Origin of the sequence: Pleomorphomonas oryzae DSM 16300 (genome assembly GCF_000422965.1) — a bacterium.
GTDB classification, from domain to species: Bacteria; Pseudomonadota; Alphaproteobacteria; order Rhizobiales; family Pleomorphomonadaceae; genus Pleomorphomonas; species Pleomorphomonas oryzae.
In genome coordinates this window covers 114207-136919 of sequence record NZ_AUHB01000009.1, presented here as the reverse complement: position 1 = coordinate 136919, position 22713 = coordinate 114207, and the positions used below count along the sequence as shown (strand labels likewise).

Annotated in this window: 16 protein-coding genes and 1 pseudogene; 7 read left to right on the top strand and 10 right to left on the bottom strand. The window is 63.8% G+C overall.

Annotated elements, in window-relative coordinates:
• The first annotated feature begins 174 nt into the window (after positions 1-174).
• The 3 genes from G522_RS0115695 to G522_RS0115685 all read left to right on the top strand — a co-directional run bounded on the left by G522_RS0115695 (position 175) and on the right by G522_RS0115685 (position 8279).
• Entirely contained in the window at positions 175-753 is a 579-nt protein-coding gene (locus G522_RS0115695) for a DJ-1/PfpI family protein (RefSeq protein ID WP_026791862.1), read from the top strand.
• 66 nt (positions 754-819) lie between these two features.
• Positions 820-2661, top strand: coding sequence for a single-stranded-DNA-specific exonuclease RecJ (gene recJ, locus G522_RS0115690; RefSeq protein ID WP_036839596.1), 1842 nt, complete (start codon positions 820-822; stop codon positions 2659-2661).
• 140 nt (positions 2662-2801) lie between these two features.
• Positions 2802-8279 carry an alpha-2-macroglobulin family protein gene (locus tag G522_RS0115685; RefSeq protein ID WP_026791860.1) on the top strand — a complete coding sequence of 1826 codons (5478 nt, stop codon included), beginning with the start codon at positions 2802-2804 and terminating at the stop codon, positions 8277-8279.
• 74 nt (positions 8280-8353) lie between these two features.
• Here G522_RS0115685 and G522_RS0115680 read toward each other — a convergent pair whose 3' ends face one another.
• Complete coding sequence (locus tag G522_RS0115680; RefSeq protein ID WP_026791859.1) at positions 8354-9511, bottom strand: iron-containing alcohol dehydrogenase; 1158 nt, start codon at positions 9509-9511, stop codon at positions 8354-8356.
• A gap of 191 nt (positions 9512-9702) precedes the next feature.
• Here G522_RS0115680 and G522_RS0115675 point away from each other — a divergent pair, with 191 nt between their 5' ends.
• Positions 9703-10698 carry an aldo/keto reductase gene (locus G522_RS0115675; protein ID WP_026791858.1) on the top strand — a complete coding sequence of 332 codons (996 nt, stop codon included), beginning with the start codon at positions 9703-9705 and terminating at the stop codon, positions 10696-10698.
• A 15-nt stretch (positions 10699-10713) separates the two neighbouring features.
• On the opposite strand, the gene G522_RS0115670 is transcribed toward G522_RS0115675, so the two are convergent.
• Together G522_RS0115670 and G522_RS0115665 are read right to left on the bottom strand one after the other, a co-directional pair.
• Positions 10714-11724: an LLM class flavin-dependent oxidoreductase gene (locus tag G522_RS0115670; protein WP_026791857.1), complete on the bottom strand. Its 1011-nt coding sequence runs from the start codon at positions 11722-11724 to the stop codon at positions 10714-10716.
• A 120-nt stretch (positions 11725-11844) separates the two neighbouring features.
• Positions 11845-13239 (bottom strand): amino acid permease, encoded by a 1395-nt coding sequence (locus tag G522_RS0115665; protein WP_245586675.1) that lies wholly within the window; start codon positions 13237-13239, stop codon positions 11845-11847.
• Between the two features lie 371 nt (positions 13240-13610).
• On the opposite strand from G522_RS0115665, the gene G522_RS0115660 reads away from it, so the two are divergent.
• Both G522_RS0115660 and G522_RS0115655 read left to right on the top strand, forming a co-directional pair.
• On the top strand, positions 13611-14237 hold the full coding sequence (locus G522_RS0115660; protein ID WP_026791855.1) for an exopolysaccharide biosynthesis protein: 627 nt from the start codon (positions 13611-13613) through the stop codon (positions 14235-14237).
• A gap of 6 nt (positions 14238-14243) precedes the next feature.
• Positions 14244-15122 carry a lipid kinase gene (locus G522_RS0115655; protein ID WP_026791854.1) on the top strand — a complete coding sequence of 293 codons (879 nt, stop codon included), beginning with the start codon at positions 14244-14246 and terminating at the stop codon, positions 15120-15122.
• Between the two features lie 13 nt (positions 15123-15135).
• On the opposite strand, the gene G522_RS29060 is transcribed toward G522_RS0115655, so the two are convergent.
• From G522_RS29060 to G522_RS0115640, 3 genes are all read right to left on the bottom strand, one after another.
• Complete coding sequence (locus G522_RS29060; protein ID WP_051228687.1) at positions 15136-16299, bottom strand: tlde1 domain-containing protein; 1164 nt, start codon at positions 16297-16299, stop codon at positions 15136-15138.
• 118 nt (positions 16300-16417) lie between these two features.
• Positions 16418-16975 (bottom strand): menaquinone-dependent protoporphyrinogen IX dehydrogenase, encoded by a 558-nt coding sequence (hemG, locus tag G522_RS0115645; protein ID WP_026791853.1) that lies wholly within the window; start codon positions 16973-16975, stop codon positions 16418-16420.
• A gap of 107 nt (positions 16976-17082) precedes the next feature.
• Positions 17083-18219 (bottom strand): GNAT family N-acetyltransferase, encoded by a 1137-nt coding sequence (locus tag G522_RS0115640; protein WP_084633214.1) that lies wholly within the window; start codon positions 18217-18219, stop codon positions 17083-17085.
• A 131-nt stretch (positions 18220-18350) separates the two neighbouring features.
• Between G522_RS0115640 and aat the strand changes: the two genes are divergently transcribed.
• Entirely contained in the window at positions 18351-19037 is a 687-nt protein-coding gene (gene aat, locus G522_RS0115635) for a leucyl/phenylalanyl-tRNA--protein transferase (RefSeq protein WP_026791851.1), read from the top strand.
• A gap of 299 nt (positions 19038-19336) precedes the next feature.
• Here aat and G522_RS30695 read toward each other — a convergent pair.
• The 4 genes and pseudogenes from G522_RS30695 to G522_RS29055 form a co-directional block, all read right to left on the bottom strand.
• A pseudogene (locus tag G522_RS30695) lies at positions 19337-19744 on the bottom strand (DUF2155 domain-containing protein); the annotation flags it as partial.
• 101 nt (positions 19745-19845) lie between these two features.
• Positions 19846-20790, bottom strand: a complete 945-nt coding sequence (locus G522_RS0115625; RefSeq protein WP_036839593.1) for a nucleoside hydrolase — start codon at positions 20788-20790, stop codon at positions 19846-19848.
• Positions 20791-20987: 197 nt separating this feature from the next.
• Positions 20988-21380 carry an NADH:ubiquinone oxidoreductase subunit NDUFA12 gene (locus G522_RS0115620; RefSeq protein ID WP_026791849.1) on the bottom strand — a complete coding sequence of 131 codons (393 nt, stop codon included), beginning with the start codon at positions 21378-21380 and terminating at the stop codon, positions 20988-20990.
• A 119-nt stretch (positions 21381-21499) separates the two neighbouring features.
• Positions 21500-22222: a response regulator gene (locus tag G522_RS29055; protein ID WP_051228686.1), complete on the bottom strand. Its 723-nt coding sequence runs from the start codon at positions 22220-22222 to the stop codon at positions 21500-21502.
• Between the last annotated feature and the right edge of the window lie 491 nt (positions 22223-22713).

The window sequence follows — 22713 nt, the reverse complement described above, 5'->3', positions numbered from 1 at the left end:
ACGATCGTCCACTTCATCTCAACGGGTGACTTCCTATTGAACGACTTGATACCCTCTTGTGGGCAGCCACCGTTTGCCTCGGATGCGGCAAACGGTGGCTTAGCCTTCTGCTGACGGAAATCTGTCGCGACAGGTGCGAGAGTTATTTCCGCCCATAGCGTGAAAGGACCGATCATGACAGACAAGCGCATCGCCGTTGTGCTGCTCGACGAATTCGCCGACTGGGAACATGGATTGTTCGCTGCGGCTGCCCGGGCTTGGCTCGGCGCTCGTGTCGACCACTACACCCCCGGTGGGCAGGTCGTTCGGTCGATGGGCGGGCTGAATGTTACGCCCGAAGCGGCGCTGGAGACGCTGACGACGGATCAATTCGACGCACTGGCGGTGATCGGATCGTCCGGATGGGAGGCGCCCAATGCACCGGACGTCGGACCTCTCATGCGCTCGGCACTGGTGGCGGGGCGGCCCGTTGGCGCCATCTGCGGCGGCACCTTGGCTGCCGGACGAGCCGGCGTTCTGCGAGAGCGGCGCCACACCAGCAACGCCGCCGACTATCTGCGCGAGCACGTTACCGACTATGACGGCGCGCTCTATGTGGATTCGCCGCGCGCCGTGATCGATAGCGGACTGGTAACCGCGCCGGGCACGGCTCCGGCCAGTTTCGCCACCGGCCTGCTTGGGTTGATCTGGCCCGATCACCCGCTGATCGGTCAGCTCACGGCGATGATCTCCGCCGAGCATCGCGCTGCCTGAACTGTCCGCGGCCATGCAATACCCCAAGGCTTTGCGTGGCCGCGCCGCTTGCTCTATTGAGAGGCCATGACCTCTCCTGCCGAATCCGTTCCGCCGATCCTTCCGGCCGAGCGCCGCGCTGTCCTCGGCGTGACGCGCTCCGCCACGAACCGTCCCTGGCGTGATCGGCTCGATATGCGCGGCGGCGCGCTTGCCCGCCAGATCGCCCAGGAAGTCGGCCTGCCGGACGTGGTGTCGCGCTTGCTCGCCGCCCGTGATGTGCCGGCGGAAGCTGCCGAAGCCTATCTCAATCCGCAGATCCGCACGTTGCTGCCCGATCCGTCGCTCTTCACCGACATGGACGCCGCCGCCAGCCGTATCGCCGATGCCATCGTGCACAGCGAAAAGGTTGCCGTCTTCGGCGATTACGACGTCGATGGCGCCACCTCGGTCGCCGTCTTTGTTCGCTATCTGCGCGGCCAGGGGCTCGACCCTGCCGTCTATATTCCCGATCGTATCGTCGATGGTTACGGCCCCAACCCGCGCGCCGTTGGCGAGTTGGCCGATAGTGGCGCCACGCTGCTGGTGACGCTCGACTGCGGCACGTCCAGCTTCGAAGCCTTCGACGAGGCGCGGCGGCGCGGACTTGACGTGGTCACCCTTGATCATCATCAGGCCGGCGTCGATCTGCCGCCGGCGCTGGCGCTGGTCAACCCCAATCGGCAGGACGATCTTTCCGGCCACGGCCATCTCGCCGCCGTCGGCGTCACCTTCGTCACACTGGTCGCCGTCAATCGCGAACTCAGGCGGCGCGGCTGGTTCGAGCGGCAAGGTACGCCGCCACCCGATCTCCTGGCGCTGCTCGACCTGGTGGCGCTTGGCACCATCTGCGACGTGGTGCCACTCATCGGCATCAACCGCGCCTTTGTCGTGAAGGGGCTTTCCGTTCTGCGTTCGCGCGGCAACCGCGGTCTCGCGGCGCTTGCCGACGTGGTCAAGCTGGCCGGGCCGCCGACGCCCTACAATCTCGCGTTCATGCTAGGGCCGCGCATCAACGCCGGTGGCCGTATCGGCGATAGCGGCCTCGGCGCGCGTCTGCTCACCTCCGACGATCACGTGGCGGCCGGCCGTATTGCCGTCGAGCTCGATCGGCTCAATCGCGAGCGGCAGACGCTGGAGGCGGAAGCGCTGGATGCTGCCGAGATCATGGTGGCCACCCGGCTCGGAGGTGTGGCGCCGCCGGTGATCGTCGAGGCATCGGCCGACTGGCATCCCGGCATCGTCGGCCTTGTCGCTTCCCGTCTCAAGGATCGTTATCGCTGCCCGACCTTTGCCATCGCCCTGGATGGCGAGGGCGGAGCCGTAGGCTCCGGCCGATCGATCGCCGGTGTCGATCTTGGCGCCGTGGTGCGTCACGCCGTTGAACGCGGTCTGGTTACCAAGGGGGGCGGACATGCCATGGCGGCCGGCATTTCGCTGCCGGCCGAAGGTGTCGACGCTTTCCGGGCCTTCGTATCGGCCGCTGTCGCCGACGGCGTGGCGGTGGCCCGCGCCGCCGAAGCGCTGGAAATCGATGCGGCGCTGACCGCCGACGGTGCGACGCCCGACCTCATCGAAGCGATCGGCAGGGTCGGTCCCTTCGGCTCGGCCCAGCCGGAGCCGCTGTTCGTCTTTCCCGCCCATCGGCTGCTCTACCTCGATGTCGCCGGCCGCAATCACCTTCGCCTGACGCTGGCATCCTCGGCCGGCACCAAGGTCAAGGCCATGGCTTTCCGCGCGGCGGGGCAGCCGCTCGGCGACTTTCTGACAGCGCACCGGGGCGCCGCGATCCATATCGCCGGCCATGTCGATCTCGACTGGTGGCAGGGCGCGCCGCGCGTCAATATCCGGGTCGTCGACGCTGCCGACCCGGCCAACGCTCGTCCCTGATCTTTCCCCGGCAGCAATATCGCCTTTGGCCGAGTTGCCCGCCGCCGCTCCTGCGGCTATTGCTGGGTAGGTGTTTTCATTCAGTTGCCTTTGATTCATGTCATTGTCCGGCCGACTGCCGGTTTCCGAGGGGGATATCCATGGTGTCCGTTCGGCGTTTTGCGCGACTTTTCGCGCTCGTATGTCTTTCGTCGGTGGGGTTCGCCCTTGCCGTACCGAGCGAGGCGGCCGAGCGGCGGGCGGTAATTACCGAGGGCGCCGACTATTTCGGCGAGGACATCGACACGCTGAAGGGCGTCGAGCTCAGCGACTGCGAAGCAGCCTGCGTCGGCGACAATCGTTGTGTCGCCTTCACGTACAACACCAAGGCCAAGTGGTGCTTCAAGAAGGCCACGGTCGGCGATCTTCGCACCTTTGCCGGGGCGGTTGCCGGACGGATTGTCACGTCCGAAGCAAAAGATCCCTCCATCGCGGCAACCCGCCGCGATGAACTCGCCTTTATTGGCCAGAGCTTCATCGACGAGGCCCACAAGCTCGAAGGCGCCATTGCCGATGAGCCGGCGGAGGGCAAACTCGACAAGCTGCTCGCCGACAGCGACAAGGCGATCGACGCCGGCGACCACCTCAAGGCGGCCGAGAATCTGCGCAAGGCGATCCGCCTCGATCCGGAGCGCAACGACCTCTGGTGGCGCTATTCCGATGAGGCGATCCTGGTTCCCGACGACAACGAGCACCACGATACCTACGTTCAGGAATCGACCGCTGCTGCCGTCAATGCCTATCTCCGCTCGACCGACGTGGACCAGCAGGTGGCCGCCCTCAACTCGCTCGCCAACTCCTTCGTGACGCGCGAGGACTGGAACCTCGGCATCAAGGCGCTGCGCCGCCGCCTCGCTTTGCAGGATGACCCCGATTGGCGTTCGGCCTTCAATGACTGGATCGCCCAGCATGGCTTCCGCATCACTGACAATTCGGTGGATACGCAGTCGTCGACGCCGCGCATCTGCGTCACCTTCTCCGATCCGATCGCTCGCAACGACCCGTCGATCACCGGCTATGTTGCCGTCGATGGTGGCGACAAGCTGGAGATCGAGGCGGAAGACAACCAGATCTGCGCCACCGGCGTCGAATATGGAAATCGCTATCACGTCACCGTTCGCAAGGGCCTGCCTGCCAAGGACGGCGAGGAGACGCTGAACAAGACCGTCGAGCTCGACATCTATGTTCGCGATCGTGATCCGTCGGTGCGCTTCGTCGGCAAGGCCTATGTGTTGCCGAAGACGCCCAATTCCACCATTCCCGTGGTGTCGGTCAACGTCGATACGCTCGACGCCCGCGTCCTGAAGATCGGCGACCGCAACCTCGTCAACGCCGTCGGCGAGGACCGTTTCCTCAGCCAGCTCGACAAGTGGAGCGCCGATGCCGTCGCTGATCGCGAGGGCCGCGAGGTCTGGTCGGGTAAGATTGCCATCAAGCGCGACACCAACCATGAGGTGACCACCGCCGTTCCGGTCAGCGAACTGGTGAAGGCGCTGGAGCCCGGCGTCTACGCGCTGGTGGTCCGCGACGTCAACAAGAAGGACGAGTGGTCGGCCGATGCCACGCAGTGGTTCGTCGTCTCCGACCTCGGCCTCGCTACCATGACCGGCAACGACGGTCTCAACGTGGTGATCCATGCGTTGAGCGACGCCAAGGCGGTTGCCGGCGTCGAGTTGAAGCTGATCGCCGCCGACAACGAAGTGCTGGGATCGGCCAAGACGGACGATCAGGGCTATGCCCACTTCGACGCTGGCCTCGTCAAGGGAACCGGCGGCTCGGCGCCGCAGCTTCTCCTGGCGACCAAGGATGGCGATTTTGCCTTCCTGAACCTGCAGAAGGCCGCCTTCGATCTGAGCGATCGAGGCGTCGAAGGGCGCGAACCGCCCAAGCCGGTCGACGTGTTCATGACTACGGAGCGTGGCGTCTATCGGCCCGGCGAAACGGTGAACCTCACAGTGCTCGCCCGTGATCCCACCGCGACGGCCGTGCCGGACGTGCCGCTGACGCTGGTGGTCAGCCGTCCCGACGGCAACGAGTTCATCCGCCGTCTCGCCGCCGACGAAGGTGCTGGCGGTCGCGATCTCTCCTTCGATCTGCCCGGCGAGGCGCAGCGCGGCACCTGGCGCGCCGCCGCCTATACCGATCCGAAGGCTGGTTCGCTGCAGGAAGTCACCTTCAAGGTGGAGGACTTCCAGCCCGAACGCATCGACTTCGCGGTGAAGACCGACACCAAGCTGCTGCACGCAGGGGACACGGTCGAGGCGAACCTGCATGCCGATTGGCTCTACGGCGCCCCGGCGGCGGGCCTTGCCATCGAGGGCGAGGTCTACGTGACGCCGGCGGCCGATATCCCCTCGGCGCCCGGCTATCGCTTCGGCCTGATCGACGACGATTTCACCTCGGCTGTCCAGGACGTCCAGTCTGACGGCACCGACGAGAAGGGCGACGCCACCGTGACGCTGGTGACGCCCGAGGTGGCCGACACGACCCGGCCGCTGCAGGCGGCCGTGCACGTCCGTGTGCTTGATACCAATGGCCGCCCGGTCGAACGCCGCATGACGTTGCCGGTCTCCACCGGTCATGAGCGGATCGGCGTCAAGCCGCTGTTCGAGGATACGGTGGAAGAGGGCGGCAGCGCCGCCTTTGACGTGGCCGTGCTCGATGCCGACTATGCCAAGGTCGGCGCCAAGGATCTCAGCTGGACCCTGTCGCGCGTCCAGACGAACTATCAGTGGTACCAGAGCGACGGTTCCTGGGACTATCACGCCATCAAGTCGACCACCCGCGTCGCCAACGGCACGCTCGACGTCGATCCCGAGAAGCCGGCGCGCATCGAGGCACGTGTCGAGTGGGGCGAATATCAGCTCACCGTCACCAGTGGCGACGGCAAGGTCATTCCGGTCTCCACGACCTTCGAAGCCGGTTGGTATGTGCCCGTCAAATCCGAGGAAACTCCCGATCTTCTGAAGATCACCTTGGACAAGCCGCGCTACAGCATCGGCGACACGGTCAAGGCCCACATCGAGCCGCGCTATGCCGGCGTCGCCGTGGTGTCCGTGGTCGATGATCGCCTGATCACCATGAAGACCGTGGAGGTGCCGGCCGGTGGCTCGACCATCGAGCTGCCCGTCACCGCCGAGTGGGGCCCCGGCGCCTATGTGACGGCGTCGCTGATCCGGCCGCTCGACCTTGCCGAGAAGCGGATGCCTTCGCGCGCCCTCGGCGTCGCCTGGGCCGGCGTCGATCCCGGCGAGCGGCAGCTAAAGGTCGCCGTCGACGCGCCGATGGATATGCGGCCGCAGACCGACCTCAATGTCGCCGTCAAGGTCGACGGCGGAAAGGCCGGCGAGGACGCCTATGTCACCATCGCCGCCGTCGACGTCGGCATTCTCAACCTGACGGAATTCAAGGCGCCGGCGCCGGAGGACTGGTATTTTGCCCAGCGCCAGCTCGGTATCGAGTTCCGGGACATCTATGGCCAGCTGATCGACACCACGCTCGGCGCGCTCGGCGAGGTTCGGACCGGCGGCGATGGCGGCGGCATTTCCAAGCTGATGGGACCGCCACCCACCGAACGGCTGGTCGCTTTCTTCCAGGGGGTGACCAAGGTCGGCCCTGACGGCTTGGCCCACGCCTCCTTCAAGATGCCGGACTTCAACGGCACGGTGAAGATCATGGCGGTCGCCTGGTCGAAGACAGGTATTGGCCACGCTTCGCGTGACGTGTTGGTGCGCGACCCGGTGGTGATCCAGGCATCGCTGCCGAACTTCCTGGCGCCCGGCGATCGTTCGCGTCTCGCGCTCGACTTCACGCACATAGAGGGTGCCACGGGCGACTTCTCTCTGGAGGTGACGGCGGCCGGCGATCTTGTCGGCGTCGACGATAAGCTCTCGAAGACGACTGTTTCCCTCGCCGACAAGGGCAAGGCGCGCGTGCTGATCCCGATCACCGGCAAGGCTGTCGGCGATGAAACGATCACCGCCGCGCTGAAATCGCCCGATGGTTCTGTGCTCACCAAGACGCTGACGCTCGGCGTACGCGACAACGAACCCGCGGTCACGCGCGTCAGCGACTTCTCGCTGAAGCCGGCAAGCGGCGAGTTGAAGCTGACGTCCGACGTGTTTGCCGATCTCAAGCCGGCAACCGGGGTGGCGACGCTGACCGTTGGCACGGTGGCCGGCATCGACCTGCCGGGTCTCGTCCACGCGCTCGACAAATACCCCTATGGATGTTCGGAGCAGCTCACCAGTCGGGCACTGCCGCTCGTTTATCTGGATGATGTCATCCTGGCGGCTGGCCTTGCCGGTGAGGCGCCGGTGCGCGAGCGTGTGCAGAAGGCGATCGACGCCCTCCTGGTCAACCAGGGTTCGGATGGTTCCTTCGGCCTCTGGGGTCCGGGATCGGAAGATCTCTGGCTCAATGCCTACGTCACCGACTTCCTGACCCGCGCCAAGGAGAAGGGCTACACGATACCGCCGGTGGCCTATGACATGGCGGTGACCAACCTCAAGAACCGCGTCGCCTATGCCTCCGACTTCACCGACGGTGGCGAGGACGTGGCCTACGGCCTCTATGTGCTGGCCCGCAACGGCCGCGCGTCGATCGGCGATCTGCGCTTCTACGCCGAGACCAAGCTGGACTCCTTCGCCACGCCGCTCGCCCGCGCCCAGCTCGGAGCGGCGCTGGCCCTTTATGGCGATAGCCAGAAGGCGTCCGGCGTGTTCCGTTCGTCGCTCGATCTTCTGGATGAGGAGAAGGACAAGGCGCGCGTCTGGCGGGCCGATTACGGCTCCGATCTTCGCGATGGTGCCGCCATCCTGGCGCTTGCCTCGGAATCGAAGCTGTCCGCCTTCGATTACGAAGGCCTGAGCCGAGAGGTGGGCAAGCTCTACAAGGCGAGCAGCTATACCTCGACACAGGAGCAGGCCTGGCTGCTGCTGGCCGCCCACGCCATGCTGAAGGACGGCATGAAGCCTGAGCTCGATGTGGATGGCACGTCGCATGAGGGCGTCTTCACGGCGAAGTACGAGGCTGGCGATGTGGCAAAGGGACTTGTCGTGAAGAATGTCGGCAAGTCACAGGTCGACGCCCGGATGACCATCACCGGCGTTCCCACGACGCCGGAACCAGCCGGCGGCAACGGTTATGCGTTGACGCGCGCCTACTACGATCTCGACGGCAAGGAGATCGACCCGGCGGCGGTCAAGCTGGGCGACCGCATGGTGGTGGTCCTTTCCGTTACCTCGACGCAGTCCGGCTGGGCGCGCCTCGTGCTGAACGATCCGCTGCCGGCTGGCTTTGCCATCGACAATCCGTCGCTGGTCCGGGCCGGTGACGTGGCGGCGCTCGATTGGCTGGCGCCGCTCGATAATGCCGCGCATACCGAATATCAGACCGACCGCTTTACCGTGGCCTTCGATCTGAAGGACACCAACGAGTTCCAGTTCGCCTACATGGCCCGCGCCGTTGCGCCCGGCAGCTTCAACTTGCCGGCCGCGACGCTCTTGGACATGTATCGGCCGGAACGGCAGGCCCGCACCGACGCTGGCCATGTCGAGGTGATCGGCCCGCTGCAGTAATCGGGGGAGGGAAGGGCGGCGCGGCGGCCGCCCTTTCTGTCCGAGCCGGTTAGCCCCTGTCTGAGCTGCGTTCGTCAGAGCGCCAGCTCGAGAATCTCCGAGGCGACTTCCGGGGTGACGTCGCGGTGTTCGCCAAGCGGCACCTGCCAGTGCTCGCGCAGCTTGTCCGCCACTTCTGGAATGATGCGAGCATTGAGGCCGTAGTCGGACAGCCTGGTCTTGACGCCCATCGCCTCGAAGAAGGCGCGCGTCCGCTCGATGGCGGCGTCGATGCGATCGTCGTCGCTGCCCGTCGTGATGCCGAACACCCGCTCGGCATATTGCAGCAGCTTCTCCCGCTTCTGGACCCGCTTCACCTTCAGGAGCGACGGCAGTACCACGGCCAGCGTCGCCGCGTGATCGAGCCCGTAGAGGCCGGTCAGCTCGTGGCCGATGCGGTGGGTGGCCCAATCGCCTGGGACGCCTCGCGACAGAAGGTCGTTGAGCGCCATGGTGGCCGCCCACATCAGATTGGCGCGAACGGCATAATTGGTCGGCTCGCTGAGTGCCTTGGGGCCTTCCTCCAGGATGGTCAGCAGAAGGCCTTCGGCAAAGCGGTCCTGTACCTTGGCGCCGACGGGATAGGTGAGATACTGCTCCAACACGTGCATGAAGCTGTCGACCACGCCGTTGGCGGTCTGGCGCTGCGGCAGCGAGAAAGTGGTCTCCGGATCGAGCACCGAGAAGCGCGGCATCACATGCACCGAATTCATCGGTAGCTTGTCCTGCGTGCTGGCGCGGGTGATGACGGCGTTGCGGTTCATCTCCGAGCCGGTGGCCGGCAGCGTCATGACACAGCCAACCGGTAGGGCAGCCCGGACGTTGGTGCCACGCTCGACGAGAATGTCCCACGGGTCGCCCTCGAACAGCGCCGCAGCGGCCACGAACTTGGTGCCGTCGGCCACCGAACCGCCGCCCACGGCAAGCAGGAAGTCGATCTTTTCGGCGCGTGCCAGGTCGGCGACCTTCACCAGCGTCTCGAAATGCGGATTGGCTTCGATTCCGCCGAACTCGAACACCGTGCGACCGACGAGAGCGGCCCGCACCTGATCCATGACGCCGTTCTTCAGCACCGAACCACCGCCATAGGTGATCAGGACGTGGGCGTTGGCCGGTACTTCCTCGGCGATGCGAGCGATCTGTCCCTTGCCGAAATGGATGCGGGTGGTGTTCCAGTAGGTGAAGCTCTGCATGGCGCCCTCGCTTGCTGTGAGCGACAAGTTTTATCGCGATGCAAGCCTGCCGACAAATCGCCATTGCCGATGACTTCGGTCTCCGCCATCGATCAGCCCCAGGCGCACGGCTGGGCTGCTGAAGGGCGCTTTTGCGCCGCCTACCGGACCTGCTAGGCTCAGGTCAAAGTCGCAAGATTGAGGGGATTCCCATGGACTACACCAAGCTTGGCCGCACCGGCCTCGACGTCTCGCGCATCTGCCTGGGATGCATGACCTACGGCGTGCCGGAGCGTGGTGCCCATCCCTGGACGTTGCCGGAAGAGCAGAGCCGGCCGCTAATCAAACAGGCAGTCGAGGCGGGCATCAACTTCTTCGACACGGCGAACAGCTATTCCGACGGCACGTCGGAGGAAATCGTCGGTCGGGCGCTCAAGGATTTCGCCCGCCGCGACGAGATCGTGCTGGCCACCAAGATTTATTTCCCCTTGGCTTTCAGCGACGCCAAGAAGGTGCCGAATTCCTCCGGCCTTTCCCGCAAGGCGATTTTCGCCGGCATCGATGCCAGCCTCCGCCGGCTCGGTACCGATTATGTCGATCTCTACCAGATCCATCGTTGGGACTATGGCACGCCGATCGAGGAGACCATGGAAGCGCTGCACGACGTGGTGAAGGCCGGCAAGGCCCGCTATATCGGTGCGTCCTCAATGTTCGCCTGGCAGTTTGCCAAGGCGCTGCACGTCGCCGAGAGGAATGGCTGGACGCGCTTCGTCACCATGCAGAACCACCTGAACCTGCTCTATCGCGAGGAAGAGCGCGAGATGCTGCCGCTCTGCCGTGACGAGGGCATCGGCGTCATTCCCTGGAGCCCGCTGGCGCGTGGTCGCCTGACCCGCGACTGGGACAGCGTCTCCCGCCGGCAGGAGCTCGATGCCTTCGGCAAGACGCTCTACAACGGCACCGAGGACTCCGACCGGCAGATCGTCGAGGCGGTGGCGGCGATCGCCACGGCGCGAGGATTGCCGCGTGCGCAGGTAGCGCTCGCCTGGGTACTGCAGAAGGCGGAAGTGTCGGCGCCCATCGTCGGAGCCTCGAAACCCGGCCAGATCGACGACGCCGTTGCCGCCCTCGATCTGCGCCTGACGCCCGAGGAAATTGCCGCGCTCGAAGGGCCTTACATTCCGCACGCTGTGGCGGGGTTCAGCTGAGAAAACCGCCCCGTCTCAAAGAACAGCGACCACTGCATCCGCCGTCATGCCGGCCGCCTCGGCAATGAGCGAGATCGATTTCAGCCGCTTCGCGTGGTCGTAGACATCGGAAACCAGCATGATCTCGTCGGCGCCAGTCTCGCCGGCGAGATCCTCAAGGCCGCGCCGCACGGTCTCCCGCGATCCAACGATCGAACGGGACAGCATGCGGCCGGCGTCGGCCTTCTCTTCCGGCGTCCAAAAGCTGTCGATATCGTCGATGGGCGGCTTCGACAAACCGCGTGCACCGCGCCGGAGGCTGGCGAACGCCATCTGCTGCGTGGTGAAAAGTCGCCGCGCCTCTTCGTCGGTGTCGGCCGCGATCACATTGGCGCCGACCATGGCATAGGGCCGCCCCAGTGTCTCCGACGGCTTGAAGCGGCTGCGGTAGATGTCGAGCGCCGGCAGCAACAGATCCGGCGCAAAGTGCGAGGCGAAAGCGTAGGGCAGGCCGAGTTCTGCCGCCAACAGAGCGCCGAAATGGCTCGATCCCAGGATCCAGAGTGGCACGCGCGTGCCGGCGGCCGGCACCGCTTCCAGTCTTTGGCCCTCGGCCACAGGCTCGAAATAGGCCTGTAGCTCAATAACATCTTCCGGGAAATGATCGGCCGCCTCCGGTGGGCGCCGAATGGCCCTGAGCGTCAACTGATCGGTGCCGGGCGCTCGGCCGAGGCCAAGATCGATCCGGTCGCCGTAGAGGCGGGCGAGCGTGCCAAACTGCTCGGCGATGATATAGGGAGCATGGTTGGGCAGCATGATGCCGCCGGCGCCCACGCGGATGGTCGACGTCCCCGCAGCGATGTGGGCAATGACGATCGAGGTGGCCGCGCTGGCGATGCCGCGCATATTGTGATGTTCGGCGACCCAAATGCGCTTGTAACCGAGGCCCTCGGCGTGGCGGGCGAGGTCGCGGGCGTTGTCGAGCGCGCCCTTTGCATCGGTGTCTTCGGTAACGCGGGCGAGCTCTAGGATGGAAAGCGGCGGCATGGAGGTCTCCGTGCGATGATCCTCCTATGTGCCGTCGCCTCTCAATCGCATCAAGAGATGGAGTTGCCACCGCCGATGACAATCGCGCGAGCGACGACCGGCGGTAGCTGATTGTGCATCTTATTCAGCAGGCACCGGGACGGTTTCCGCCGTCGTCAGCTTGCTGTGGCGAGCACCGTAGGCCAGATAGATCACTGCGCCGAGAACGCTCCACACGACGAAGCGGATCCAGGTGGCGCCCGGCAGGCTGAACATGATGATCAGGCTGCAGATGATGGCCAGCGGCGCGATCACCCAGGCGGCCGGGCAGCGGAACGGCCGCTTCAGATCCGGATGGGTCTTGCGCAGGATCAGCACGCAGGCCGACGTGACGATGAAGGCGAACAGCGTTCCGATGTTGCACATCTCGGCGACGATGCCGATCGGCGTGAAGCCCGAGATCAGCGCAATCATCGTTCCGACGAAGATCGTCGCGATATGCGGCGTGCCGAACCTGCGATGCACCTTGCAGATGCCTTCAGGAATCAGCCCGTCACGGGCCATGGCGAAGAAGGCGCGTGTCTGGGCGTAGATCAGCACCAGGCAGACCGTGGTGAGGCCGGCGATGGCGCCGACGCCGACAATGGCCGAACCGAAGTTGTAGCCGATCTTGCGCAGCGCGTAGGTCACCGGCTCGGCGTTGTTGAGCTCGGTATAGGGCGCTACGCCGGTCAGCACGGCGGATACCGCCATGTACAGCACCGTGCAGGCGACCAGCGAGCCGATGATGCCGATCGGCATGTTGCGCTGCGGGTTCCTCGTCTCCTCGGCCGCTGTCGCCAGCGAGTCGAAGCCGATGTAGGCGAGGAAGATGATCGCCGCGCCGGCAGTGATGCCCTGCATGCCGAAGGGCAGGAACGGCACCCAGTTTTGCGGGGTGACATGAGGCGTCGCCAGCAGCAGGAACAGGAAGATGGCGCCGAGCTTGATGAACACGAGGATGCGGGACAGGCGCATGCTCTCCCTTACCCCAAGCACCAGCAGCAGCGTCAGGAAGGCGATGATCAACACGGCCGGCAGATTGACGATGCCTCCATCATGCGGCACGGCGGTCAGTGCGTGCGGCAGTTCGATGCCGCCCGACTTCAGGATACCGACGAAATAAGCCGACCAGCCGGCGGCAACCGCCGAGGCGCCCACCGTATATTCGAGGATCAGGTTCCAGCCGACCAGCCAGGCCACGAACTCGCCCGCGGCGGCGTAGCTGTAGGCATAGGAACTGCCAGCGGCGGGAAGCGCGGCGGCGAGTTCCGAATAGGCCAGGCAGATGAAGGCGCAGGCCACTGCCGAAAAGGCGAAGGACAGAATGATACCTGGTCCCGCGTAGGTCGCGGCGGCGACGCCGGTCATCACGAAGATGCCGGTACCGATGATGACGCCAATGCCCATCAGGAACAGATCGAAGGCGCCGAGCGTGCGCGGCAGGACCTTACCGCCCGCCTGCGCCATCAGATCGGCGATGCTTTTCTTTTTCACGAAGTTCAATCCAGCCCCCAGAGATATGATTCTTGCTTGTCCGCGGCTTGGTGCCGGGGAAAGTGGGTCTCAGCCCAGGAGCCCTCGCTATTATCTTGACCGGGCGGTCAAGAAAGCTCGGAGAAATAACTAGAAGGGTTTGGGCTCCCCCGATTTCGCAAGATTTCTCGCAGGCCGCTCCAAAAGTCTCATTCGGAAACCCTCGGGTTTTTACCCGTGAGGAGAACTGCCTGCCTGCGTACGGCTTCCCATATTCGGGACGACCATCCAGCGGGCCGTAATTGAATATACGTATCACTACCCCAAATATTGCAGAGAGCGGCGTCCGTCCCGATCGGAGCCGGCAAGTGTATCGACAGGAGAGTTTCCCCATGACGGCTGGCAGTGAGGCCCGCGGTTACGCGTCGTCGGTGCTTCACGGCATAGCCGCCGATATCTCAGATCGGGAGCGGGTAACGCTCGGTGATCTCATCCAGCGTCTTGGGCAAAGCGGGTTTGGCCTGGCCCTGATCGCGCTGGCGTTGCCGGCAATGATTCCCATTCCTGGCCCATTCGGCATGATAACGGGCAGTTGCCTGGTGCTGATCGCCTGCCAGATGCTGATCGGCTGCCGCCGCCTTGCCTTACCGCAGTTCCTCGCCGATCGTCATGTGACGGCTGCTGGGGTAAAGGTGGTCATCACCCGGGCACTCCCTTGGGTGAACAGGCTCGAGGCCATCGTCCGTGAGGGACGATGGCGATCCCTGACCGGTCGATGGAGCCACATTCTGGTGGGCTTCCCCGTGTTGGTGCTTGCCGTGGTGCTGGCGTTGCCGATCCCCTTCGGCAACATTGGTCCGGTGGCGAGCCTGCTGGTCATCGGTCTGTCGCTGGTGGCTCGCGACGGGCTTGCCCTGATGCTCGGTCTCGTTCTGACGCTGGCAACGTTCATCTGGACGGGCGTTCTGGTCTTTGCCGGCGCCAATATCGTAGCCTATTTCGGCGGCCTTCTTGGCTGATATCAAATGAACCAACGCGCCCTCATCCTCGCAAATCCTCATAGTCGTTCGGCCGGTGCCGGGGTCGATGCTGCTGTGGTCGAACTGCACAAGGCCGGCATCGATGTGTTGCGCCCGGCCTGGCGTGAAGGCGAGTCGCTCGCCGCTGCCATCGAACGGCATGCCGGCAAGGTCGAGCTTGTGGTGATCGCCGGCGGCGATGGCAGCCTCAACGCAGCCGCCCCGGCGTTGATCGAGAGTGGCCTGCCACTCGGCGTCCTGCCGGGCGGTACTGCCAACGATCTTGCTCGTACCCTTGCCCTGCCGCTCGACATGGTCGGCGCGGCACGTATCATCGCCGACGGGCAGATCAAAGCGATTGACGTCGGCGAGGTCAACGGCAAGCCCTTCTTCAACGTGGCCAGCCTTGGCATGAGTGCCAAGCTGGCCGACCGGCTAAACCGGGAGACGAAACGTCGCTGGGGGCGGCTCGCCTATGCGCTGACCGCAACAGAGGTGCTGATCGAAGCGCGCCGGTTTGGAGCCGTCATTCGTTCCGATGACGGCAAGGACACCCCCGTTCGCTCGCTGCAGATCGCCGTCGGCAACGGCCGCCATTATGGGGGTGGCATGATCGTCGAGGAAACCGCCGAGATCGACGACGGTCGCCTTGATCTCTATTCACTGGAATTCCGAGACGTCTGGAAGCTGCCCTTCATGGCGCTGGCGTTTCGGCAGGGACGCCATGGCCTCAGAGACGAGGTGCGAACCATGAGCGGCAGCCGCTTTGAAATTCGCACCCGCCGGCCGATGCCGGTCAACGCCGACGGCGAGATTGTCACCCAGACCCCGGCGGTCTTTAGCCTGCGCCGTGGCGCCATCAAGGTGTTCGTTCCTCGGATATAGGCCCTCGCTCCAGTCAGCTCTTGAACCAGGAGAACAGCGAGGCGACCTTGGGTTCGCTCTTGCTGCCGAGGCGCGAGACCACCACCATCTGCCTGACTTCGCCTCGCTTGAAGGCGGCAAGGAAGCGACCATAGTCGCGGAACGAAACGCAGCCGTTGGATTCACCGGGCCTGCGCAGCATGTAGGTGTGGGCGAGCAGGCCATCGCGACCGAACGGCTTCTTGCCGTCGACCGGAGTGAGGCGGATCGCTTCGACGCCGTGGAACAGGCTCTCGCGCATGGTGAGCTTGTAGGTTCCGGGCGGGGTGGGGCCCCGCATCTTGACGTGGATGTAGCGTGTGTCGTCCATCATGTTGCCGAGGCCGGAGTGGGCCTCGAGCTTCTCGCCGTTGGGCATGTGAACGACGCCGGCCGTGATGTCGTAGATGGCAACACCGGGCCGCCGGAACGGCTCGACAACGGCGACGTCCGTTCTGGGCTTGGGGTCGACGATAATCGCGGCGGCCGGCTTGTCCTGCTTTTGCGGCACGGCCTGCGGCGCGACGGCCACCGCGGGCGGAGCGGGGGCGATCGCCGGCGGCGCGACGGCTGCGACCTTGGGTACCTCGGGGGCGATCTCGACAGGCTTGGCCGGGAGGGCGGGACGCGGTACCGGCACGGGGGCTTCCGCCACTGCGACGGGCGGCCGCACCCCTGCGTCGGGACCGGCGAGCGGGTCATGCCCGACCGCCAAGGCGGCGCGTTTGGCCAGCGACAGGTTCGACTGGAACCGCGCCTCGAACTGTTGCTGTCTCAGCCCCGCGGCCACTTCGGCCAAGTGCATGGCGACAGCGGCGGTCGCTTTGTTCTGGCGCGACAACAAGATGGCGTTCGCCGAAAGCCTGTCCGTTGCCGGTTGGGTGATCGAAGGCAGCTTGTCGAACTTGGTCAGCTTCTTGGCTGGCGCCAGCGTTGCCTGCAATGGCCGGACAGACAGGCCGGAGTCATAAACCGACTGACGGGCGGCCGACAGATTTTCGCTGACGGTACCGACGGCAGTAAGGCTGAGCCCAATCCATAGGGTCGCCGCGGCGGTCACCGTCACGATGGCGGAGGCAGCCGGGAGACCCGAAAAACGAACTGCTGCTCTGAAGGAAACCGGCTCGTAACCGCTCGAATACGCTGCCAACGTCGCCATGCCAAAACTCACTCAACGCCTACACACGAAGCCCACAGCGTTGGCTCCCCATCAGGGCGCCAGCGGGCGAAAAGCTCCGTTCCGAGGTCAGGATCGCAAGTTATGGTAAGGAAAGTCTTTACGGCGTGCTCGTGACGAGATTCGTCAGCTTTTGCGACAAATTCTCAACTTCCGACCAATTGGTATACTCAACCACGGTGGTGGGGTCGGTAGGGCCGCCTGAAATGCTCATGATCGCCTGGATCATCATCCGGTCGAACCACCGATAGGCAGGGTAGTCGAGCCGGCCGGCAACCGCTACGGCCAGGGCCGGTCGGATACCGGTCCGCTTCAGCCAATTGCGCAAATAAACATTGCCTTCGGCGGTCTGCCGTCCGGCTTTACGGGCGGTGAGGTTGATCGAGACCAAGGCGATGCGCTCCTCGGGAACCACCGCCCGCAGACGGGTTAGAAAGCGCCGCGCGGCCGGCAGGTGGAAGCCATAGCGAATGGCGGCGGCTAGCAGCACGAAATCGGCTTCGGTGTCGACGATGGGCGAAGAACTCGCCGAGAGGTCGGTTATAGTCGCGCCCACACCGCGCATGCCCAGAAACTCGCCGAGACGGTCTACGATCTTGCGGGTCTGCCCATCGTGGCTCGCATAGTAGATGGCAATTCTCGGTCGCTGCGACACCATGACTCGCTTCCCGCTCTGCTGTCTCGGCGGGTGCGACTCGCGTCCCGCCGACCGAAGCCTAGAGCAAAAGCTCGCCAATCTGATCGGCGTTTATCCTCAAGTCTTTGTTATTGTGTCTCGGTTTCTTTCGGACGCTTTTCAGTTTTTGGCGGGCGCCTTCCCCGAAGGCGCTGGACAAAGTCCAGAAGGCCCAACCTTTCAAGCACGCACCGGATCTTTGGCTTGAGGTCGAGTGCGGCGAGAACAGCCCGGCCGCGCAGCGTCAACGGCTGGCGAAGCTCCAAAAGCCCGACGCAATCGGTTCCGAAGAACTGCTTGTAGGACTCATCACCGATCGTCAGATCGAAGACAGTGAACCCCAATCCGGCGGCGGTGGCCATGCAGCTTTCGAACGTCAGGAGACCCGGCGCCCAGTTGGCGAAGCTTTTGCTGTAGGCAATCATCAGGATCAGGATACGCCCACCCTCGGCAAGGCCGAGGCAGCCTCCGATCAAGCTGTCGTCGAGGCGTAGCCGCCCAACTCTGGCCAACGATCCTTCTTCGACCAACCGCCGGTAAAAGCTGCGTTGTATGGCCGCGTCCCGGTCACTCATTGCATCCTGAAAACGCTGCTGCCGCCAATCGAGCAGGTGTTCGAGGTCGGCAAGAGCCTCCGGGCCGCTGACGATGTCGAACGTCAGATTTCCCTTGTGCTCGAGCTTGCGGCGGTTCTTGGCAAGCCGGCGGGCGTTGGAGGGATCGAACCGGCGCTCGCGGATCGTGGCAAAATCGGCATCGATCGGTAGCTGATGGGCGGAAAAGTTTGACGGGCGCATTCGGTGCGCAAGGTGCATGCGCGCCGCCGTCTCAGGCGGAACACGCTCGATCGACAGGATGTCGGCAGGTGGCAGCATTGCCACAAGAGCGCCCCAGAGGCGGTCCATCGTCTCCGCGTCCGGGGCAAATTCGGGACTGACGAGGGCCGCATGATAGTCGCTAACGCCTCGATCGGGCAGGGTCAGCACGGTCATGCCATGGCACCGTTCGCGAACGAGCGGCAATAGGAACAGCGGCTGGCCGCTGTCCGATTTGCGGATCACGCCAACGAAGCAGTCCATGCCCGACGGTTGCATAACCGCGAACCAGGCATCGAACCAGCTTGGCGACTGGAAGGGAGTTCGCTCGAAGCCTGGAGTGGCGAGGAGGGCAGGGATGGTAGAGGTATCGGAGACAACTGCGATCTCGTATCCTGACAAGCCGCCCATCTCGCCCCCGCTGTGCCGCCCATGCACCTAGGCGATAGACTAAGTTATACAACTGACCAAACGGTTTATAAACGCGCTCGGTAAAACTTGCGACTGTGCGGCCGGTTTGGCCGATGGAGGAAAACGCGGACATGGCGGATCGGACCTCGAGCGTTCCCACGCTCACGGCGGACATTTTGCTCAAGGCCTATGCGGTTGGCATGTTCCCGATGGCTGAGAGTGCCGACGATCCCAACCTGTTCTGGATTGAGCCGGAATGGCGCGGCATCATTCCGCTCGATGGTTTCCGTATTTCCCGTCGCCTCGCACGTACGGTGCGCAAGGACGGGTTCGAGATGCGAATCGACAGCGACTTCCATGGCGTTGTCGACGGTTGCGCTGCTCCGGCTCCGGGACGCGAGAAAACCTGGATCAACGCCACCATCCGCAAGCTCTATGGCGAACTGTTCCGACGCGGGCATTGCCATACCGTCGAAAGCTGGAAGGATGGGCAACTGGTTGGAGGCCTTTATGGCGTTTCGATTGGGGGCGCCTTCTTCGGCGAAAGCATGTTCTCGACCGTGACCGACGCCTCCAAAGTGGCTCTGGTGCACCTTGTGGCGCGCCTCAGGGCTGGTGGCTATCGGCTGCTCGATACCCAGTTCGTCACTGATCATCTCGCCCATTTCGGAACGATCGAAATACCGAAACGCATCTATGGACAGCGGCTTGCAGCGGCGCTCACCCTTCAAGGGGATTTCGGTGCGTTGCCTTCGTCGGTCACGGGCGCAGAAGCGCTTCGCTGGCTACCGGAGCAGGAGCCCGGTGAACAAGCGTAGAGAAGCAAACCTCATGTGGCGCTTTTGAAAGGCGCCATAAGAAGTTGATGCTTATGATTGAAAAGCAGTTCTGCTAAGATTGTGGATCAGTCCAGAATCTGGCCGTTGGTACCTTCCGCGGCTGGAGCTTCGGCCGGGGCTTCCGTTGCCGGCGCGTCTTCCATCATCATGCTGGGTACGGCAGGCTTGTCGGGAGGAAGAGGGATGCCCCCAACAAAGGTCAGAAGGATCGGCGCGCCGTCATCGACGCTGCCGGCCCCACGGTCAGCTTGGTTCGAGACCGCGACGCGCACCTCCGTGCTGCTGGCGACCGGCGGCGGAACGTCGCTGTCCATGCGGCAACCAATCAGCCAGACGTCGTAGACCGGGTGCTCCACGGCATTGAGACCGGGACTTGCGGCAAACATCCAGCCGGAGAAGATGCGCTTGATCTCTTTGTCGAGGGTGATTTCTTCCACATCGACAAACCCATCCGTCTCCGCCGCCTCGGTGGTCGGCCGGCTGTAGCAGACCTTGGGCGTGACACGCAGCGATCCGAAGCGCACCGTCTCATCGACGTAGACATCGAAGTCGATGGTGCGTCCGGTGATCTTGTCGAGCCCAGTGAAGACGGCCACCTTATTGGCGATTTTTTCGGCCGCAGCCGGTCCGGCGAGCGCGGTCGTCAGGCCGAGGGCAACAAGCGGGATGAGAAACTTGAACGTCATGGAGTGCGTCTGACCGGCGTGGCTCTTGGCCCGACGCGGCGCGCCGGATACCTTTTGGGCACCCAACACGCTAAATGCGGCGAGCTCTTGGCATCCCCTTATCAGGGCAGCCGTCGGAATGCTTCCAGAATTAACGCGAAGAAGCCGTCGGCGTCGATTTTGGTGATCCAAGTGGCGTTCTTCTCACGCCCTGTCACCGACCAGCGATCGACCACCGTCTGACCGAAGCAAAGACCGGGAGTGGTTTCGATCTCGACGTTGACGAACTTGCCCTCGAACAGTTCGGGCTTCAGGAGATAGGCGATGGTGGTCGGGTCATGCAGCGGGCCGCCGTCCGAGCCGTATTTCTGCTCGTCGAAGCGCTCGTAGAAGGAGAGAAGTCCCACGAAAGCCTCGGACGCCTTCCGCTTCAGCGCGGCGAGATCGGCCAGCCACGATTTGCGGATCAGGGCCTGGTGGGTCGCGTCGAGCGACATCACCACGATTTCGGCGCCGGACCGGAACACGCGCTGAGCGGCGTGCGGGTCGACCCAGATATTGAACTCGGCGGCCGGCGTGGAATTGCCGCCTTCGATGTTGGCGCCGCCCATCAGCACGATCTTGTCGAGTCGCGTGGCGATACGCGGCTCCCGCGCGATCGCCATGGCGACGTTGGTGAGCGGGCCGAGCGGCACCAGCGTGACCGACTTCTCCGGCCGGCTCATGATCGTCTCGACGATGAAGTCTGGTGCGAACTCGGGGCGAAGCGGCGTTACCGGGTCCGGGAAGGTCCAGCCGTTGAGGCCGGTTTCGCCATGGACGTATTCGGCAGTCTCCAGCTTGACGGCGAAGGGCGCCGACGCACCGGCAAACACCGGAACGTCGGTACGGCCGACGAGCTCCAGAAGCTTCAGCGCGTTGGTCGATGTCTTGGACAGGCCGACGTTGCCGGCCACCGTAGTAATACCCAGCACGTCGATCGCCTCCGGAAAGGCGAGCGCCAGCATGAAGGCGACGGCGTCGTCCTGACCGGGATCTGTGTCGATGATGATCGAACGTGGAGACATCGGAACAATTCCTCCTTCGCCGCCCCATAGTTGTGGGCGGATATTCTAACCTATTTGAATCGTGACCTTATCCGCTTCCCTAAAGCGAGTCCAACGCTGCAAACCGCGCCTCTCGGCTTTTTCGCCGCCAACGAAAAACGGGACGGTGCGATCCGTCCCGTCGTCTGTCGGTGTACGTTCTGTTGGGGCGCCTTAAGTCAGGAACCGGGCGTCCAGGCATCGTAGTCGCCCGTGACGGCCGGGCGCCCTTTGGCTGAAGCGAGTGACCCCTTGGGACGATAGGCGGCGACCGTACCGGTCATGTTGGGCTGATGCGGCTTCTGCCAATCGCGTCGACGATAACTCTCGATGGTGGGCGGCGTGTCGGTGCGGTGATGGATCCAGCCATGCCAGTCCGGCGTGATCTTCGAAGCGTCCGCCTCGCCCTTATAGATCACCCAGCGGCGCACGCCATCCTTGGTCTGGTAGTAGACGTTGCCGAACTCGTCCTCGCCGACGCGCTGGCCCATTCTCCATGTGTAGAAGCGGGTGCCCAGGGTCTGCCCATTCCACCAGGTGAAGATTTCGGTCAGCAGTTCCTTGAAGGTCATGATCCTCGAACCCATCGCACCGGCGCGCATTGGAGCTCGCCATCCACGTAGTTGCGCGGACTATGGCGAGGTGGCCGGGGCTTGTCCAGAGCTGGCTTCGGCTTTTTACGGAAGTGAGCTCATCCTCGACGGAGCGCCGTCCAGGCAGGTTTGACGGCCGGCTTGTGCGCGGGATCGGTCTCGTCTGGCCTGAGTCCCGCCTTACGCTCGAGCTGCTCCTTGGTGCGCAGAAATGCCTGCCACTGATCGGCGGCCATGTTTCCGTTGTTTGGCGCTTCCTCTGGGGCGGGGGGCGGCGCAGTTTCCGGCTTGCGGACTGGTTTGGCCGTGGCCGCCTTGCGGACGGCGGCGGCCCGCTCTTGCTGGGCCATCATGGATTCGCGCACCCCTTCGATCTCGAAAGCGCCGCGAGGCCCGAGAATCAGTTCACGCTGATCGCGCTGCAGCCAGGTGATGCGCTCCTGCATGATCGCTGGCGAAATCGGCTTGACGACGATGAGATTGGCACCGGCCCCCATCGCTTTGTCGATGATCGCGCGCGTCGGCGTCGCGGTCAGGATGATGACCGGAACGTAGCAGAGCGGTTCCATGAAGCGCGCCCGCACCATGCGAAGCAACTGGTGCCCGCTGACGAGGCCGGCCTTCCATTCGCAGATGATGAGGTTGGGGGGCTCATTCAGCATGGCATGCAGGGCGGCCTCGGTGCTGTCGAACAGTCGGATGCGTCGCACCTTCATGGCGTTGAGCATCGAGCGGATGATGCCCTGCATGGTCTTGGAGTCGTCGATGACCACGACATCCAGCTGTTCGTTGGGAACGGCATAGGTGGCGTGATGCGGCATGACCTGTAGGCTCCGGAACTCATGTGGTCTGGCGCGTGTTTATCCGAGGGACCGCGCCTTCGCTGATCGTGATCCGGAGCAGACCACAAAAGCCTCAAGAACCCTTGAATCGATATGGTTTAGGTAGTCTGAATCCATTTTCTAGAAGCGTAGGAAATTCAGAGGTTTTCTATATATAGTATGTGCATATCACATTTGCGCTACATGATGTTGTCATGGGCGGGTAATTGGTCTAGCATTTTCCCATGGTGTTGGTGAGTCCACGCCAGTTTTCGGAACAACAGACATATGGACGGTGTCCCTTTCATAGGGGTGACCGCCCTTGAGGCACGGGCGCCGAGGGCGCCTCGCGAATCGGTTGCCGGCAAAGCTCCGTCAAGACGAAATCACTCATCGAGGCGTGAAATCGGGACCGACTGGTGAAGGCTGTTGAAAGCTTCCGAAGATTGGGGAAAACGCATTAACACTTAATTTACGGAATCGGCGGAACC